At 67.4% G+C, this 16,186-nt stretch carries 14 protein-coding genes; 2 read left to right on the plus strand and 12 right to left on the minus strand.

Translation table 11 applies throughout. The features are described 5' to 3' along the window. Positions 1-133: 133 nt before the first annotated feature. Positions 134-1,114, plus strand: a complete 981-nt coding sequence (locus ACIUM1_RS01155) for a 5'-3' exonuclease H3TH domain-containing protein (protein ID WP_406815490.1) — start codon at positions 134-136, stop codon at positions 1,112-1,114. Here ACIUM1_RS01155 and ACIUM1_RS01160 read toward each other — a convergent pair whose 3' ends face one another. The 11 genes from ACIUM1_RS01160 to dop form a co-directional block, all read right to left on the minus strand. Then, positions 1,115-1,861, minus strand: a complete 747-nt coding sequence (locus tag ACIUM1_RS01160) for a DUF4333 domain-containing protein (RefSeq protein ID WP_406815491.1) — start codon at positions 1,859-1,861, stop codon at positions 1,115-1,117. A gap of 63 nt (positions 1,862-1,924) precedes the next feature. Beyond that, a complete protein-coding gene (locus tag ACIUM1_RS01165) occupies positions 1,925-4,735 on the minus strand; it encodes a DEAD/DEAH box helicase (protein ID WP_406815492.1) in 2,811 nt (936 codons plus the stop codon). Then, complete coding sequence (tatC, locus tag ACIUM1_RS01170; RefSeq protein ID WP_406815493.1) at positions 4,725-5,681, minus strand: twin-arginine translocase subunit TatC; 957 nt, start codon at positions 5,679-5,681, stop codon at positions 4,725-4,727. The genes ACIUM1_RS01165 and tatC overlap by 11 nt, the downstream gene beginning before the upstream one ends. 44 nt (positions 5,682-5,725) lie before the next feature. Next, positions 5,726-6,016, minus strand: a complete 291-nt coding sequence (tatA, locus tag ACIUM1_RS01175; protein WP_406815494.1) for a Sec-independent protein translocase subunit TatA — start codon at positions 6,014-6,016, stop codon at positions 5,726-5,728. 99 nt (positions 6,017-6,115) lie between these two features. Beyond that, positions 6,116-7,081: a helix-turn-helix transcriptional regulator gene (locus tag ACIUM1_RS01180; protein WP_406815495.1), complete on the minus strand. Its 966-nt coding sequence runs from the start codon at positions 7,079-7,081 to the stop codon at positions 6,116-6,118. Beyond that, the gene (locus ACIUM1_RS01185) at positions 7,078-8,106 is read right to left on the minus strand and encodes a helix-turn-helix transcriptional regulator (protein ID WP_406815496.1); all 1,029 of its coding nucleotides are present in this window, start codon (positions 8,104-8,106) and stop codon (positions 7,078-7,080) included. Before ACIUM1_RS01185 ends, ACIUM1_RS01180 begins: the two co-directional genes overlap by 4 nt. A gap of 69 nt (positions 8,107-8,175) precedes the next feature. Further along, entirely contained in the window at positions 8,176-9,534 is a 1,359-nt protein-coding gene (gene pafA, locus ACIUM1_RS01190) for a Pup--protein ligase (protein ID WP_095577084.1), read from the minus strand. Positions 9,535-9,743: 209 nt separating this feature from the next. Then, positions 9,744-10,514 (minus strand): proteasome subunit alpha, encoded by a 771-nt coding sequence (gene prcA / locus ACIUM1_RS01195; protein WP_406815497.1) that lies wholly within the window; start codon positions 10,512-10,514, stop codon positions 9,744-9,746. Beyond that, on the minus strand, positions 10,511-11,401 hold the full coding sequence (gene prcB / locus ACIUM1_RS01200) for a proteasome subunit beta (protein WP_406815498.1): 891 nt from the start codon (positions 11,399-11,401) through the stop codon (positions 10,511-10,513). The genes prcA and prcB overlap by 4 nt, the downstream gene beginning before the upstream one ends. After that, a complete protein-coding gene (locus ACIUM1_RS01205) occupies positions 11,398-11,592 on the minus strand; it encodes a ubiquitin-like protein Pup (protein ID WP_066860430.1) in 195 nt (64 codons plus the stop codon). Before ACIUM1_RS01205 ends, prcB begins: the two co-directional genes overlap by 4 nt. A 118-nt stretch (positions 11,593-11,710) precedes the next feature. Then, positions 11,711-13,219: a pup deamidase/depupylase gene (gene dop, locus ACIUM1_RS01210; RefSeq protein ID WP_406815499.1), complete on the minus strand. Its 1,509-nt coding sequence runs from the start codon at positions 13,217-13,219 to the stop codon at positions 11,711-11,713. A gap of 240 nt (positions 13,220-13,459) precedes the next feature. Here dop and ACIUM1_RS01215 point away from each other — a divergent pair, with 240 nt between their 5' ends. After that, positions 13,460-14,056, plus strand: a complete 597-nt coding sequence (locus ACIUM1_RS01215) for a hypothetical protein (protein WP_406817890.1) — start codon at positions 13,460-13,462, stop codon at positions 14,054-14,056. A 90-nt stretch (positions 14,057-14,146) separates the two neighbouring features. On the opposite strand, the gene arc is transcribed toward ACIUM1_RS01215, so the two are convergent. After that, positions 14,147-15,976 (minus strand): proteasome ATPase, encoded by a 1,830-nt coding sequence (arc, locus tag ACIUM1_RS01220; RefSeq protein WP_406815500.1) that lies wholly within the window; start codon positions 15,974-15,976, stop codon positions 14,147-14,149. Positions 15,977-16,186: the final 210 nt, after the last annotated feature.

Here is a 16,186-nt window from a genome sequence, read left to right on the forward strand (position 1 = left end):
CATAACCGGCATGCCGCGCTTGCGCTCGCCACTGGACTCGACTGGTGGCGACCCGCCGCGCGCGGCGCCGCCGCGCTTGCGATCGCCACGCGACTCGACTGGTGGCGACCCGCCGCGCGCGGCGCCGCCGCGCTTGCGATCGCCACTGGTATTGCTCGACGGCGCCAGCATGTGGTTTCGCTCGTATTACGGGGTGCCGTCCTCGATCACCGCGCCCGATGGCCGTCCGGTCAACGCCGTTCGCGGTTTCATCGACTCCGTCGCTGTGGTGATCACCCAGCAGCGGCCCCGCCGGCTGGCCGTCTGCTTGGACCTGGATTGGCGGCCGCAGTTCCGGGTGGACCTCGTCCCGTCCTACAAGGCCCACCGGGTGGCTGAGGCGGGGGCACCTCCCGCTTGCGAGGGCGAGCCGCAGAACGAACCGGATATCGAGGCAGTCCCGGACGACCTGACGCCTCAGATCGACATGATCGCCGAACTTCTGGACGCGTTCGGCATTCCGACCGCCGGGGCGGAAGGTTTCGAGGCCGACGATGTGCTGGGCACCCTGGCGGCCCGGGAACGCAAGGATCCGGTGGTGGTGGTCAGCGGGGACCGCGACCTGCTGCAGGTGGTGTCGGACGATCCCGTCCCGGTTCGGGTGCTCTACCTCGGCCGCGGGCTGAGCAAGGCCACCTTGTTCGGGCCCGACGAGGTAGCCGAACACTATGGCGTACCGGTGGACAGGGCCGGCCCCGCCTACGCCGAGCTGGCGCTGCTGCGCGGCGATCCGTCCGACGGCCTGCCCGGGGTTCCGGGAGTCGGCGAGAAGACCGCCGCGACGCTGCTGGCCCAACACGGCTCGCTGGAGCGAATCCTGGCCGCCGCCCACGACCCGAAGTCGAAGATGGCCAAGGGCGTGCGCACGAAACTGCTGGCGGCACTTGATTACCTCGAGGCGGCGGGTCAGGTGGTGCGGGTGGCCACCGACGCGCCGGTCACATTCTCCACAGCCGACGACGAGCTACCGCTGGTCGCCGCCGATCCGCAACGCACCGCCAAACTGGCGACCGAGCTGGGTGTCGGCTCGTCGATCGCCCGGCTGCAGAAGGCACTCGACGGGCTGCCGAACTGACTACTGGGGCCGGCCGACCTCGTAGGTGCCCTTGTTGTCCTGGAACGTCACCGTCACGTGCTTGGGCGCGCCGTCGATGCTGACGTCGCAGTCGAAGGTGGCGCCCTTCTTAACGGTGGGGTTCTGGCCGTGGTTGCACTTGACGTTTTGCACGTTCTTCGCGCCGTAGCCGTTGGTTTCGTCGCTGAGGACCTGCTGGACCCCGGCCTGTGCCTTGTTGACGTCCAACTTGGTGGTGACGAAGAACCCGGGCTGCCAGAAGCCGAGCACCAGCACCACCGCGATGAGCAGTAACGCGATCGCACCGCCCACACCGGCGATGAGTCCGACCGGCCGCTTTTTGGCGGGTTGCTCATAGCCGGGGTACTGCTGCGGGTACTGACCCGGCGGGCCGTACTGGCCGGGCGGCGGGTACTGGCCCGGCTGGCCATACTGCCCCGGCTGCGGATACTGACCGTACTGCGCCGGTTGGGCGTACTGCCCGGGCTGGGCGTACTGACCGTACTGTCCGGGTTGCGCGTAACCCGGCTGCTGCTGGGGGTAGTGCTGCGGGTACGCCTGTTCGGCCGGCTGCTGGTATTGCGGGTAGTCGGCGGGCGGCGGGTAGGCCGGAGCCTGCCACGACGTCTCCTGGTTCGACTGCTCGTTCCAGCTTGGTGCCACGTGAGTCGGCTCCGACGAGTGATCGCTACCTTGACCCTGACCAGGCGGTTGCCACTGCTGGTCCGATCCCTGCGGTCCGCTCATCTTTCTCCTCAGCCCTGGTGTTTTGGCGTGACTATCGGCGCTTAACGGTAGCTCCGGCCCAGCCTACCCGGCGTCAACTGCGACGACGCCGCGCCGAATGTCATTGATAGCCCGCTTGGCGGTGGCCCGTAACTCGGGGTCCGGAGCGGCAGTACGGACCTGGTCCAGCAGGTCGAGCGCCTGGCGGCACCAACGCACGAAATCCCCGGCGAGCAGCGGGGATCCGGTGCCGGCCGGGTCGGCGGCCGCCAGTGCCGCGGCCAGATCTCCGGTTCTGGCCCAGCGATAGATGACGTTGACGAAGCCGTCATCGGGTTCGCGGCTCGGGGCGATTCGGTGCGTTTGCTCATCGGCGCGCAACGCCATCGACAGCCTCGACGTCTGCTGCAGTGCCTGCCGCACCTGTTGGGTCGGCGCGTCGGCGGCAAAGGCCGCCCCCGGCCCCTCACCGCCGCGGGTCTCGTACAGCACCGACGAGACCACCGCCGCCAGCTCGGCCGGCTGCAATCCCGACCACGCGCCGGTGCGCAGGCATTCGGCGACCAGCAGGTCACTTTCGCTGTAGATGCGTGCCAGCAGCCGGCCGTCGTCGGTGACGCGAGGATCACCGTCGCGGCCCTCGATGAAGCCGCGCTCGGTGAGCAACCCGACGATCCGGTCGAAGGTCCGCGCCAGCGAATTGGTGGCCGCCGCAACCTTTTTCTCCAATTGGGCGTTGTCGCGTTCGATCCGCAGGTAGCGCTCGGCCTGCCGGACCTGAGTCTCCACACCGGGCGTGTTGTGCGACGGGTGGCGGCGCAACTGTTCGCGCAGCGACGCCAGCTCCGGATCATGGAAAGCTCCGTAGGCGCCGTCGGAGTCCCCGCGTCCGCCGCGGTGCCGGGCCGGGATGGTCAACCCGGCGGCCGCCGAGCGCAGCGCCGACGCCAGATCACGCCGGACCCGCGGCTGACGGTGTTCGATCCGCTTGGGCAGCGGCATGGAACCGACGGGTGCGGACGCACCCGGGTAATCGGCGGTAGAAATCCTTCCGGCCCAACGGTTTTCGGTAAGCACCAACGGTCGCGGGTCGGAGCTGTCGCGAGCGGATTCCAGCACCACGGCCAGCCCACCGCGCCGGCCGTGGGTGATGTTGATGATGTCGCCGCGGCGCAGTGCGGCCAGCGCGTCGCTGGCCGCCTGCCGTCGATGCAGCCGGGACGCGCGGGACTGCGCGCGTTCCATCTCGCTGATGCGTGCTCGCATCCGCGCGTATTCCAGGATCGGCGCCTCAGGTCCGCCCATCTCGGCGGCGATTTCGTTGAGCATCGCGGTGCCGCGCTCGATGCCGCGGACCAGCCCGACGACCGAGCGGTCGGCCTGATACTGCGCGAAGGATTGTTCCAGCAACCGGTGCGCCTGCTCGGGACCCATCTGCTGAACCAGGTTGATCGTCATGTTGTAGGACGGGGCGAACGAGCTGCGCAGCGGAAAGGTGCGGGTGGAGGCCAGCCCGGCCACCGCGGCGGGCTCGGTGGTCTCCTCGGTGGGATTCCACAGCACCACCGCGTGGCCCTCGACGTCGATGCCGCGCCGCCCGGCGCGGCCGGTGAGCTGCGTGTACTCCCCCGGTGTGAGCGCCACGTGCTGTTCGCCGTTGAACTTCACCAGCCGCTCGAGCACCACCGTGCGTGCGGGCATGTTGATCCCCAGGGCCAGGGTCTCGGTGGCGAACACGGCCCTGACCAGGCCGGCGGTGAACAGCTCTTCGACCGTGTGCCGGAAGACGGGCAGCATGCCCGCATGGTGGGCCGCCAAGCCTCGCAACAGCCCCTCGCGCCACTCGTAGTAGCCGAGCACGGACAGGTCGGCGTCGGCGAGATCACCGCAGCGGTGGTCGATCACCTCCGCGATCTGCGCGCGCTCCTCCTGGGTGGTCAGTTGCAGGGGCGAGCGCAGGCATTGCTGGACGGCGGCGTCACAGCCGGCCCGGGAGAACACGAACGTGATCGCCGGCAGCAGCCCTTCGGAGTCCAGCGTGGCGATCACGTCCGGCCGCCCCGGTGTCCGGTAGAAGCGGGGACGCGACGGCCGTCCCGCACCTCCCCTTCCCGGCTGGCGGCGGCGCGGTTGCCAGTCGGTCATGCGGTCGGCCTCGCGGCGGTGCGCAATGTGGCGCAGCAGTTCGGGATTGACGCGCGGCTGACGATCCGCGGCGGGTTTCTCGTTCTCGTAATCGAACAGATCCAGCAGCCGCTTGCCCACCAGCACGTGTTGCCAGAGCGGCACCGGCCGGTGCTCGTCGACCACGACCGTCGTATCGCCGCGCACGGTCTGGATCCAGCCGCCGAATTCCTCGGCGTTGCTCACTGTCGCCGACAGGCTGACCAACCGCACCTCGTCGGGCAGATGCAGGATCACCTCCTCCCACACCGGTCCCCGCATCCGGTCGGCGAGGAAATGCACCTCGTCCATCACCACATACGAAAGCCCGTGTAGCGCAGGTGAATCCGCGTAGAGCATGTTGCGCAGCACTTCGGTGGTCATGACTACGACGGGCGCATCGGCGTTGACCGACATGTCCCCGGTAAGCAGGCCGATACGGTCGCGGCCGTAGCGCGCCGTGAGGTCGGTGTGCTTCTGGTTGCTCAGCGCCTTGAGCGGCGTGGTGTAGAAACACTTGCCGCCAGACGCCAGCGCCAGATGCACGGCGAATTCTCCGACCACCGTCTTGCCGGCGCCGGTGGGCGCGCAGACCAGCACGCCGTGGCCTCGTTCGAGCGCCGCGCACGCCCGATGCTGAAAGCCGTCGAGCGCGAAGGGCAGTTCGGCGGCGAACCGGGTGAGCTCCATGAGCTCCGTTACGTCATGAGGCGGCGACGGGTCAGGTGACATCGTCGTGTTGCCCGGCGGTGAACGACGGCTCCGGTATCGCGGTGGGCGGCTCTATGACCGACGCTTCGTCGTCGGGAATCGCTGCCTGTGCTTCACGCTTGGCCTTCCGTCTGTCGTGCAGCCGGGAGATCTGGATGGCGAACTCCAAGAGGATCGACAGCGCCAACCCGAGCGCGGTCATCGAGAACGGGTCGGAGCCGGGGGTGAAGATCGCCGCGAAGGCGAACATCGCGAAGATCAGGCCGCGCCGCCACGCCTTGAGCCGGTCGTAGGGCAGCACGCCGATGGTGTTGAGCATGACGATGAGCAGCGGGAATTCGAAGCTGACGCCGAAGACCACCAGCAGGTTGATCAGGAAGCCGAAATACCGGTCGCCGGACAGCGCGGTCACCTGGACGTCGCTGCCGACGGTCAGCAGGAAGCCCAGCGCCTTGGCCAGTACGAAGTAGGCCAGCACCGCGCCGACCACGAAGAGCACCACCGCGGGGATCACGAACGCGACCGCGAAGCGGCGTTCCTTCTGGTAGAGGCCGGGCGTGATGAACGCCCACAGCTGGTAGAACCACACCGGGCAGGCCAGCACCACCCCGGCCGTCAGCCCGACCTTCAGCCGCAGCATGAACTGGTCGAACGGAGCGGTGGCCAGCAGCCGGCATTGGCCGCCCGGGCTGATTTCCGCGCGCGCCGACTGCGGCAGCGAGCAGTAGGGATGACGTAACCATTCGCCGAGGCTTTCCAGCCCGAAGACCGAATGCGAGTACCAGACGAACCCGAAAATCGTGGTCAGCAGGATGGCGGCCAGGGAGATCAGCAGCCGGGTGCGCAGCTCGGTCAGATGGTCGACCAGCGACATCGTCGCATCCGGGTTCGTTCGGCTGCGCCGGTTACGCGGGTTGAGGCGCCTGAGCAGGCCGGATGTGCGCGCTGAAACCTTGAAGACTTTCACGATGCTCGGTCAGTGGCGCTCGGGCAGCGCGACGATGACGGCGGCTACGCCGGACGTGCTTGGCTGTGCCCCTGCTCGCTGGGCGCCGGCGCGTCGACCCGCTGCGACTGCACGGGAGTGGGGTTCGCCGCGGGGGCCTCGCTTTGGGTCCCAGTGTTGGTTCCCAGGGCCGATGTTTCCGCTTTGTTCTCCGTCTGCATTTCGCGGAGCTCCGACTTGAAGATCCGCATCGACTTACCCAACGAACGCGCCGCATCGGGGAGCTTTTTGGCACCGAACAGCAAGATCACCACGACCGCGAGGATCGCCCAGTGCCACGGACTAAGACTGCCCACTTTGATTACCTCCAGACGTTCACCCGATGCTACCGCAGTAGCGCCATGTCGCGGTGGGTCCGCGCCGCGACGCGACGGATCATGTCGGCGGCCCTTTTGTCAGCTCAGCGCATCGTAGGAGGCCACGGCGGCCGCCGCGGCGTCCCGCACCCGCCGCGCCAGGGACGCGGGCTGCAGCACCTGCACGTCGGGCCCGAAGCCCAGCACCAGCCGCGTCATCCAGTCCTCGGAGGCATAGGTCATCACCGCCTCGCACGACCCGTCCGGCAATTCCCGCACGTCGCGCATCGGGTAGTACTCGAACATCCAGGACGCCGCGGGCGCAACTCGCAGCGTGGCCGACGGCAGCGACGGGTCGCCGTCGAACAGCGAAGTGTCCGGCGGCGCGTGGAGCGCCGGCTCGGGTGGCGCGGCCGGCTCGTCGAGTTCGCTGGCGTCCACGATCCGGTCGAAGCGGAACAACCGAACGCCTTCCGCCTCGCGTGACCAGGCCTCCAGGTAGCTGTGGCCACCGATCAGCAGCACCCGGATGGGGTCGACGACCCGGCTGGTCAGGGTGTCGTGGGACGCGGAGTAATAGTCGATGGCCAACGCGTGCCGGGACTGGACGGCCGCGCGCACCGCGGCCGTCGCCCGGTTCTCCACCACCGCGGGCTCGACGGCCGACGCGGCGGGTGCGGCGTCGTGTCCCAGAGCTCCCGCGGCCTGCTCGATCTTGGCGATGGCGCTGCGCGCCGCTTCGGGGTCGACGACGCCGGGGATGTCGGCCAAAGCCCGCAACGCCACCAGCAGCCCGGTGGCCTCGGGCGAGGTGAGCTTGAGCGGACGGTCGATCCCCGCGGAGAAGGTGACCTCGATGGTGTCCCCGGAGAACTGGAAATCGATGAGGTCGCCCGGGAAATAGCCGGGCAGACCGCACATCCACAGCTGGTTGAGGTCCTCTTCCAGCTGCTTGGCCGATACCCCGAGATCGGCGGCGGCCTTCGCCCGGGTGACCCGAGGATTGGCCTGGAAATACGGCACCATGTTCAGCAGCCGGACCAGCCGGGTGGACACGGGCGTCATGAGCGCCGCTCCGCCTGCCCCGCGCCGACGGCATCCGCGCCCGCATGCGCGCGCAGCCGGGCCAGCACGTCGTCGCGCAGCGACTGTGGTTCGAGCACCAGGGCGTCGGCTCCGTAGCCGGCGATGTCGCGCGCCAGTTGGTCGGCGGACCTGAGCTCGAGTTCGATCACCTCGCCGTCGCGACCGCCGAGTTGCCGCGCGTCGACGGGCCTGCCGGCGCGCCGCAGCGCGGTGGCCCGTCCGTCGGCCACCCATACCCGGGCCCGCCCGACGGTCGGCGTCGCCGAAACGTCGGTCACGGTTTGGGCAACGATCTTGCGCAGGTCAACGTCTTTCGGCACGGTGACGGCGCCCGGCGGCCCGATCGGCGTGACGTCCTGGCCGATCCGGGAGAGCCGGAAGGTGCGGGTGGCGTCGCGGTCGCGATCGTGGCCCACCAGGTACCAGCGGCCCTTCTCGGTGACCACACCCCAGGGCTCGACAGTGCGGGTGGCGTACGGCTCGGCTCGTGACGGCCGGTGCGGAAACTGCACGGCCTGCCGGGAGTCGATGGCGGACAACAGGATTCCCAGTACTTCTTCCGACCCACGCAGGCCCGGCACGCCGGCCGGCGATGCGATGGCGACCGGCGCGTCAGGATCGACGTCGACGCCGGCCGCGCGCAGTTTGAGCAGCGCGCCCTGGGTCGCCGTGATGAGTTCGGGCGACTCCCACAGCTGCGTTGCAACAGCCACCGCCGCCGCCTCGTCGGGCGTCAGGTCGACCGGCGCCAGCGAGTAGGCGTCCCGGTTGATCCGGTAGCCCTCGGTGGTATCCCAGGCCGACGCGCGGCCGACCTCGAGCGGGATGCCCAGGTCGCGCAACTCGTTCTTGTCCCGCTCGAACATGCGCGAGAACGCCTCGGCGCTGGCGCTATCCGAATAACCCGCCACGCTCGACCTGATCTTCTCCGCGGTGATGTAGCCACGGGTGGACAGCAGGGCGATGACCAGATTTACCAGCCGCTCGACTTTTGACGTCGCCATTGGCACCAGATTATTCGATGGACCTCGTCTGGCGCTTCCGCCGCCATAGGCGGATGAGCCGAAGCGCGGCTACATGCTCGCGATCAGGCGCTTGACCCGCTCGTCGACCGCCCGGAACGGATCCTTGCACAGCACGGTGCGCTGCGCCTGGTCGTTGAGCTTGAGGTGAACCCAGTCGACGGTGAAGTCGCGGCCGGCGGCCTGGGCGGCGCTGATGAACTCGCCGCGCAACCGCGCCCGGGTCGTCTGCGGCGGGTTGTCGACCGCCTCGGCGATGTCCTCGTCGGTGGTGACACGCGCGGCCAGCCCCTTGCGCTGCAGCAGGTCGAAGACGCCGCGACCGCGCTTGATGTCGTGGTAGGCCAGGTCCAGCTGGGCGATCTTCGGGTCGGACAGCTCCATGTTGTAGCGGTCCTGGTAGCGCTGGAAGAGCTTGCGCTTGATCACCCAGTCAATCTCGGTGTCCACCTTGGCGAAGTCCTGGCTCTCGACGGCGTCGAGCTGGCGGCCCCAAAGGTCGACGATCTGCTCGATCTGGGCGTTGGGTTCGCGGGTCTGCAGATGCTCGACGGCGCGGCTGTAGTACTCACGCTGGATGTCCAGCGCGCTGGCCTGCCGCCCGCCCGCCAGCCGCACCGGGCGGCGACCCGTGACGTCGTGGCTGACCTCGCGGATGGCGCGGATGGGGTTGTCCAGCGAGAAGTCCCGGAACGGGACGCCGGCTTCGATCATCTCCAGCACCAGCGCCGCGGTGCCCACCTTGAGCATGGTGGTGGTCTCGCACATATTGGAGTCGCCGACGATCACGTGCAGGCGCCGGTACTTCTCGGCGTCGGCGTGCGGCTCGTCGCGGGTGTTGATGATCGGCCGGCTGCGTGTGGTGGCCGAGGAAACGCCCTCCCAAATGTGCTCGGCGCGTTGGGAAAGGCAGAACGTCGCGGCCTTGGGCGTCTGCAGCACCTTGCCCGCGCCGCAGATCAGCTGGCGGGTGACCAGGAATGGCAGCAGCACGTCGGAGATTCGGGAGAACTCGCCGGCCCGCACGATCAGGTAGTTCTCGTGGCACCCGTACGAGTTGCCGGCGGAATCCGTGTTGTTCTTGAACAGGTAGATGTCGCCGCCGATACCCTCGTCGGCGAGTCGCTGCTCGGCGTCGACCAGCAGGTCTTCCAGCACCCATTCCCCGGCGCGGTCGTGGGTGACCAGCTGCACCAGGCTGTCGCATTCGGCGGTGGCGTACTCGGGGTGGCTTCCGACGTCGAGATACAGGCGGGCGCCGTTGCGCAGGAAGACGTTGGAGCTGCGTCCCCAGGACACCACCCGGCGGAACAGGTAACGGGCGACCTCGTCCGGGCTGAGCCGGCGGTGGCCGTGGAACGTGCACGTCACGCCGAACTCGGTCTCGATCCCCATGATTCGTCGCTGCACGTAATCGAGGGTACTTGCTGTCCGACCGGGACGGTGGCCAAGCCGCGCGTATCAATCGAACGAAGTTTTGTGGCGGCCCTGGGCCGACCGTGCCTACCACGCGCGCGCTCGTGCCGCCGCCGGTTTACTCGCTACCTCACCGGCACCTTGCACACCATCAGGCCCACCAGCATCGACGAACTGCCGCGGCGACGGGAATCCGGTGGCGTCTAGTCGGAGGATCCGCCGTCAGAATCCGACGGCTCGCCATCGCCTTCCGAGCCGTTGGAATCCAGCTCGCGCAGCAAGTTTTCCAAGGTGGCGCGATTGATCCGCCGGAACGCCCGCCGCGGCCGGTTGACATCCAGGATGGCGACTTCCAGGCTGCCCACCTCAAGGGTGGACTGGTCGCCATTCGAGGCCTCGCTACCGGCCCGCAGCGCCTTCACGGCGATGCGGGTGGCCTCGCGCAGATCGGCGTTCTCCGCGTAGGACTCCTTGAGCGCCGTGGTGATCGGTTCGGTGGTGCCACCCATCACCACGAAATGCGGCTCGTCGGCGATCGATCCGTCATAGGTGATCCGGTACAGCTCGGGCGGTTTGCTCTCGCCGTAGTGTGCGACCTCGGCGACACACAATTCCACCTCGTAGGGCTTGGCCTGCTCGGTGAAGATGGTGCCCAGCGTCTGGGCGTAGACGTTGGCCAGCTGGCGGCCCGTGACGTCGCGACGGTCGTAGGCGTAGCCGCGGGTGTCGGCGAATTGGATTCCGCCGCGGCGCAAGTTGTCGAATTCATTGAACTTGCCGGCGGCCGCGAAGCCGACGCGATCGTAGAGTTCGCTGATCTTCTGCAGCGACCGTGACGGGTTCTCGGCGACGAAGAGCACTCCGCCGGCGTAGGCCAGGGCGACCACGCTTTTGCCCCGGGCGATGCCCTTACGCGCGAGCTCGCTGCGCTCGCGCATCGCCTGCTCAGGCGAGATGAAATACGGGAAGCTCACTTCTCACCACCATCGGGGCCGAAAGTGTCAGCGCGCGAACGGCTTTGGATCACTTCACGGGCCAGTTCGGCAATGCGCGCCTCCGGCACTTCGACCGCTCCCTCGGCACCGATGGTGACTGCGGTGGGATAAATTCCGCGCACCAGATCCGGTCCGCCGGTGGCGGAATCGTCATCGGCCGCGTCGTAGAGCGCTTCGATCGCCACCCGCACCGCGGAATCGGCGTCGGTGACCTGGGAGTACAACTTCTTCATCGACGACTTGGCGAAGATCGAGCCCGACCCCACCGACTGGTAGCCCTCCTCTTCCAGGTTCCAGCCGCCGGCGGCGTCGAAAGACACGATGCGGCCGGCACCTTCGGGGTCGGGCGCATCGATGTCGTAGCCCGCCAGCAGCGGTAGCGCGATCAGGCCCTGCATGGCGGCAGCGAGGTTGCCGCGCACCATGATGGCCAGCCGGTTGACCTTGCCGGCGAACGTGAGTGGCACGCCTTCGAGCTTTTCGTAGTGCTCGAGTTCGACCGCATAGAGGCGGGCGAACTCGACGGCGATGGCGGCCGTGCCGGCGATCCCGGTCGCGGTGTAGTCGTCGGTGATGTACACCTTCTTGACGTCGCGGCTGGCAATCATATTGCCCTGCGTCGCACGCCGGTCACCGGCCAGCACGACGCCGCCGGGGTATTTCAGCGCGACGATCGTGGTGCCGTGCGGCAACTGCCCCGTGGCGGCATCCGATTGCGCGCCGGACAGGCTCGCCGGCAGCAAATCCGGCGCCTGGCGTCGCAACAGATCAGCAAACGACGAGAGGTCTATAGCGGGGCTTCCCGAAAGTGGGTGGCCCGGAAGTGCGGAATTGGTGGACAGGCGATCAGAGAAAGGCCAGGTCACTGTCCGCCCTTTTGGACATACGCGCGAACGAAGTCCTCAGCGTTCTCCTCGAGCACATCGTCGATCTCATCCAGCAGGTCGTCGGTGTCCTCGGCCAGCTTCTCCCGGCGTTCCTGGCCCGCGGCGGTGCTGCCGGCGACGTCGTCTTCGTCGTCGCCACCACCGCCACGCTTGGTCTGCTCCTGAGCCATCGCCGCCTCCTGCGTTGTGTGGGTCCTTTGAATGGCTTATTCACCGATCAAGCCACACTGCCCGTTGGTCTTTCCTAGCCTACCGGTCGGCCCCGACGTTCCCGTGGTTAACCGGCACCTAGCTGGTGAGTTGCTCGACCAGTTCGGCGGCGCTGTCCACGGAGTCCAGCAGCGCCCCGACGTGCGCCTTGCTGCCGCGCAGCGGCTCCAGCGTCGGAATGCGGACCAGGGAATCACCACCCAGATCGAAAATCACCGAATCCCAGCTCGCCGCGGCGATGTCGGCGCCGAACCTGCGCAGGCATTCACCGCGGAAGTATGCGCGGGTGTCCGTCGGTGGTTTGTCCACCGCTTCGAGCACCTGGTGCTCGGTCACCAGGCGCTTCATCGAGCCGCGCGCGACGAGCCGGTTGTACAGGCCCTTGTCCAGTCGGACGTCGGAATATTGCAGGTCCACCAAGTGCAGCCGCGGCGCCGACCAGCTCAGGTTTTCGCGTTGCCGGAACCCTTCGAGCAGGCGCAGCTTGGCCGGCCAGTCCAGCAGTTCGGCGCACTCCATCGGGTCGCGCTCCAGTTGATCGAGCACGTGTGCCCAGGTTTCGACGACGTCCGACGCGCGCGGATCGGGGTCGCGGCTGTCGACCAGCTTGGCCACCCGATCGAGGTAAACCCGTTGCAGCGCAAGACCGGTCAGCTCGCGGCCGTCGGCCAGGGCCACGGCGGTGCGCAGCGACGGATCGCGGCTGATCGCGTGGACCGCATGCACGGGCCGCGCCAGCGCCAAATCGCTCAGGTCGATCCCGTGCGCCGGGCCCTCTTCGATCAGGTCCAGCACCAGCGCCGTGGTACCCAGTTTCAGATATGTCGACGTCTCGGCGAGGTTGGCGTCGCCGATGATGACGTGCAGCCGCCGATACCGGTCGGCATCGGCGTGCGGTTCGTCGCGGGTGTTGATGATGCCGCGCTTGAGCGTGGTCTCGAGGCCGACCTCGACCTCGATGTAGTCCGAGCGCTGGGACAGCTGAAAGCCCGGTTCGTCGCCGGAGGGCCCGATGCCGACCCGGCCGGAGCCGGTGACCACCTGCCGGGAGACCAGAAAGGGGGTGAGCCCGGCGATGATGGCCGAAAATGGCGTCTGCCGGGACATCAGGTAGTTCTCATGCGACCCGTAGGAGGCGCCCTTGCCGTCGACGTTGTTCTTGTAGAGCTGCAGTTTCGCGGCCCCGGGCACGCTGGCGACGTGACGTGCGGCGGCCTCCATCACGCGCTCGCCGGCCTTGTCCCAGATCACCGCGTCGAGCGGGTCGGTGCACTCGGGTGCGGAGTATTCGGGGTGCGCGTGGTCGACGTAAAGCCGCGCGCCGTTGGTCAGGATCATGTTGGCCGCGCCAACCTCATCGGCGTCGACCACCGGGGGCGGGCCGGCCGAGCGGCTCAGGTCGAATCCGCGGGCATCCCGCAGCGGCGATTCCACCTCGTAATCCCACCGGGTGCGCTTGGCGCGCTGAATGCCGGCTGCCGCCGCATACGCCAAAACCGCCTGCGTCGAGGTGAGGATCGGATTGGCTGTCGGGTCCGATGGCGATGAAATGCCGTATTCGACCTCCGTCCCGATAATCCGTTGCATGACCTAAGCGTAGGCCGCGCGACGAAGTGGCCCGCGGTGGGTTGACTCCCGGCGGCGCAGCCGCAATACAGCCGAGCGGGACACCGGACCGCCGATCGGTGGACCGTGCCTGTCCCCGCCTCGCAGCTGGTGCAGGCCACGGCTGGTATCCGCCGTGTTGACGGCGCGGACAGCAGTGACTAATTTCACCGTGTGCCCGCCCCCGAATCCGGCCGCGCCGTCGGTAAGCATGCACTCGACATGTCCGGCAAGCGTTACGGCGAGGTCCTCCTCGTCACGCCCGGCGAGGCGGGCCCGCAGGCGACGGTTTACAACAGCTTCCCGCTCAACGACTGTCCCCAAGAGCTGTGGTCGGCGCTGGACGCGCACGCCATCGCCACCGAACACGGGGCGGCCGCAGCCCTGCTCAACGGTCCCCGTTATTGGCTGATGAACGCCATCGAAAAAGAAGCCCGGGGGCCGCAGATCACCAAATCCTTTGGGGGGATCGACATGATCCAGCAGGCCACCGTCCTGCTGTCGTCGATGAACCCGGCTCCCTACATCCCCAACACGGTCAACCGCCGCACGGTGTTCGTCTTCGACGCCGGCGAAGAGGTGTACGAACTCATCGATCCGCAGAACCGGCATTGGGTCATGCAGACCTGGAGCCAGATCGCCGACGCCACCCTGTCGCGCGCCGACCTACCGGGCCTCGCCGACCGGCTCGACCTGCCGGCGGGGTGGACCTACCAACCACGGGTGCTCACCGAGGAATTGCGCGTGGACACGACGCAGCGCGCCGCCCAGGTGCTGCAGGACAATCTGACCAATAGCTATTCGCTGGTGACCGACTGACGGCCGGGCGCACCCAGACATAAACCACGCACACGCGCCTCGGCGTGTCGTGTGCGTGGTTTATGTGTCGTGCTAACGGGTTGTTGGGCCCTACAGGTACTGACCCAGGTTGGATTCGGTGTCGATGGCCCGCGATGCGCTCGAGCTCTTGCCGGTGACCAGGGTGCGGATGTAGACGATCCGCTCGCCCTTCTTGCCCGAGATCCGCGCCCAGTCGTCGGGGTTGGTGGTGTTGGGCAGGTCCTCGTTCTCGGCGAACTCGTCGACGATCGAGTCCAGCAGGTGCTGGATGCGCAGACCGGGCTGACCGGTCTCCAGCACCGACTTGATCGCGTTCTTCTTCGCGCGGTCGACGACGTTTTGGATCATCGCCCCGGAGTTGAAGTCCTTGAAGTACATGACTTCCTTGTCACCGTTGGCGTAGGTGACCTCCAAGAACCGGTTGTCGTCGATCTCGGCGTACATCCGCTCGACGACCTTCTCGATCATCGCCCTGATGCAGGCCGAGCGGTCGCCGCCGAACTCGGCGAGATCGTCGGCGTGCACGGGCAGCGTGTCGGTCAGGTACTTCGAGAAGATGTCTTGCGCCGCTTCGGCATCCGGGCGCTCGATCTTGATCTTCACGTCGAGACGTCCGGGCCGCAGGATGGCGGGGTCGATCATGTCCTCGCGGTTGGAGGCACCGATCACGATGACGTTCTCCAGACCCTCGACGCCGTCGATCTCGCTGAGCAGCTGCGGGACCACGGTCGTCTCGACGTCCGAGGAGACCCCGGTGCCGCGGGTGCGGAAGATCGAGTCCATCTCGTCGAAGAACACGATCACCGGTGTGCCTTCGGACGCCTTTTCACGGGCGCGCTGGAAGATCAGCCGGATGTGCCGCTCGGTCTCACCGACGAACTTGTTGAGCAGCTCGGGTCCCTTGATGTTCAAGAAGTAGGACTTGGCCTCACGGGCGTCATCGCCGCGCACCTCGGCCATCTTCTTGGCCAACGAGTTGGCCACGGCCTTGGCGATCAGCGTTTTCCCGCAACCGGGCGGACCGTAGAGCAGCACACCTTTGGGCGGGCGCAGCGCGTACTCGCGGTACAGCTCCTTGTGCAGGAACGGCAGCTCCACGGCGTCGCGGATCTGCTCGATCTGGCGAGTCAGGCCACCGATGTCCTCATAGCTGACATCCGGAACCTCTTCCAGCACCAGGTCCTCGACCTCGGCCTTGGGAATGCGCTCGAAGGCGTAGCCGGCCTTGGTGTCGACCAACAGCGAGTCACCGGGTCGCAACCTCCGGGGCCGGGTGTCGTCGTTGAGGGCGTCGGGATGCCCCTCCGGCAGGTCCTCGGCAACCAGCGGCTCGGCCAGCCACACGATGCGTTCCTCGTCGGCGTGCCCGACGACGAGGGCCCGGTGCCCGTCGGCGAGAAGCTCACGCAACGTGGAGATCTCACCCACCGATTCGTAGGTGCCGGCTTCGACGACGGTGAGAGCCTCGTTGAGCCGGACCGTCTGACCTTTGCGCAGCAACTGGACGTCGATGTTGGGCGAGCAGGTCAGCCGCATCTTGCGACCCGAGGTGAACACGTCGACGGTGTCGTCCTCGTGAGTGGCCAGCAGGACGCCGTAGCCGCTGGGCGGCTGCCCCAGCCGATCGACTTCCTCGCGCAACGCCAGGAGTTGCTGGCGGGCCTCTTTGAGGGTCTCCATCAACTTCGAGTTCCGCGACGCGAGGGAGTCGATGCGCGCCTCCAACTGATGCACATCTCGCGCGGAGCGGGCGCCGCCATGCGGGCCGACTGCGTGCTCGAGCTGCTCGCGCAACATCGCTGCCTCGCGGCGTAGTTGCTCCAACTCGGCCTCGTCGCCGCTGGACATGTCTGATTCGCGGGGTGTTCCGAAAGGTTCAGAACGCTCTGAACTACCCATCTTGCGCTCCTTTCCCACACCGAATTGGCGCGGCGGATACTTCAAAGCTACCGGCGATTGCCGATTGATGTGCGTAGTCAAATACCCACGAAAAGTTAAGATTTTCGTCACGCTGGTAATCTCGGCCACTAATCGTGATGATCGAAAGGGCCTTGGGAGGTGGCAGAGTGACCCCAAAAAGCCTTGCCACGGGCTCGACCCGCGTCGCCG

Origin of the sequence: Mycobacterium sp. M23085, from assembly GCF_045343915.1 — a bacterium.
Classification (GTDB): domain Bacteria; phylum Actinomycetota; class Actinomycetes; order Mycobacteriales; family Mycobacteriaceae; genus Mycobacterium.

Coding starts and splice junctions, on each gene's coding strand:
- ACIUM1_RS01160 (WP_406815491.1), bottom strand. CDS start 1,861: ATGAGCGGACCGCAGGGATCGGACCAGCAGTGGCAACCGCCTGGTCAG.
- ACIUM1_RS01165 (WP_406815492.1), bottom strand. CDS start 4,735: ATGTCACCTGACCCGTCGCCGCCTCATGACGTAACGGAGCTCATGGAG.
- ACIUM1_RS01180 (WP_406815495.1), bottom strand. CDS start 7,081: ATGACGCCCGTGTCCACCCGGCTGGTCCGGCTGCTGAACATGGTGCCG.
- ACIUM1_RS01185 (WP_406815496.1), bottom strand. CDS start 8,106: ATGGCGACGTCAAAAGTCGAGCGGCTGGTAAATCTGGTCATCGCCCTG.
- ACIUM1_RS01205 (WP_066860430.1), bottom strand. CDS start 11,592: ATGGCTCAGGAGCAGACCAAGCGTGGCGGTGGTGGCGACGACGAAGAC.
- dop (WP_406815499.1), bottom strand. CDS start 13,219: ATGCAACGGATTATCGGGACGGAGGTCGAATACGGCATTTCATCGCCA.
- ACIUM1_RS01215 (WP_406817890.1), top strand. CDS start 13,460: ATGTCCGGCAAGCGTTACGGCGAGGTCCTCCTCGTCACGCCCGGCGAG.
- arc (WP_406815500.1), bottom strand. CDS start 15,976: ATGGGTAGTTCAGAGCGTTCTGAACCTTTCGGAACACCCCGCGAATCA.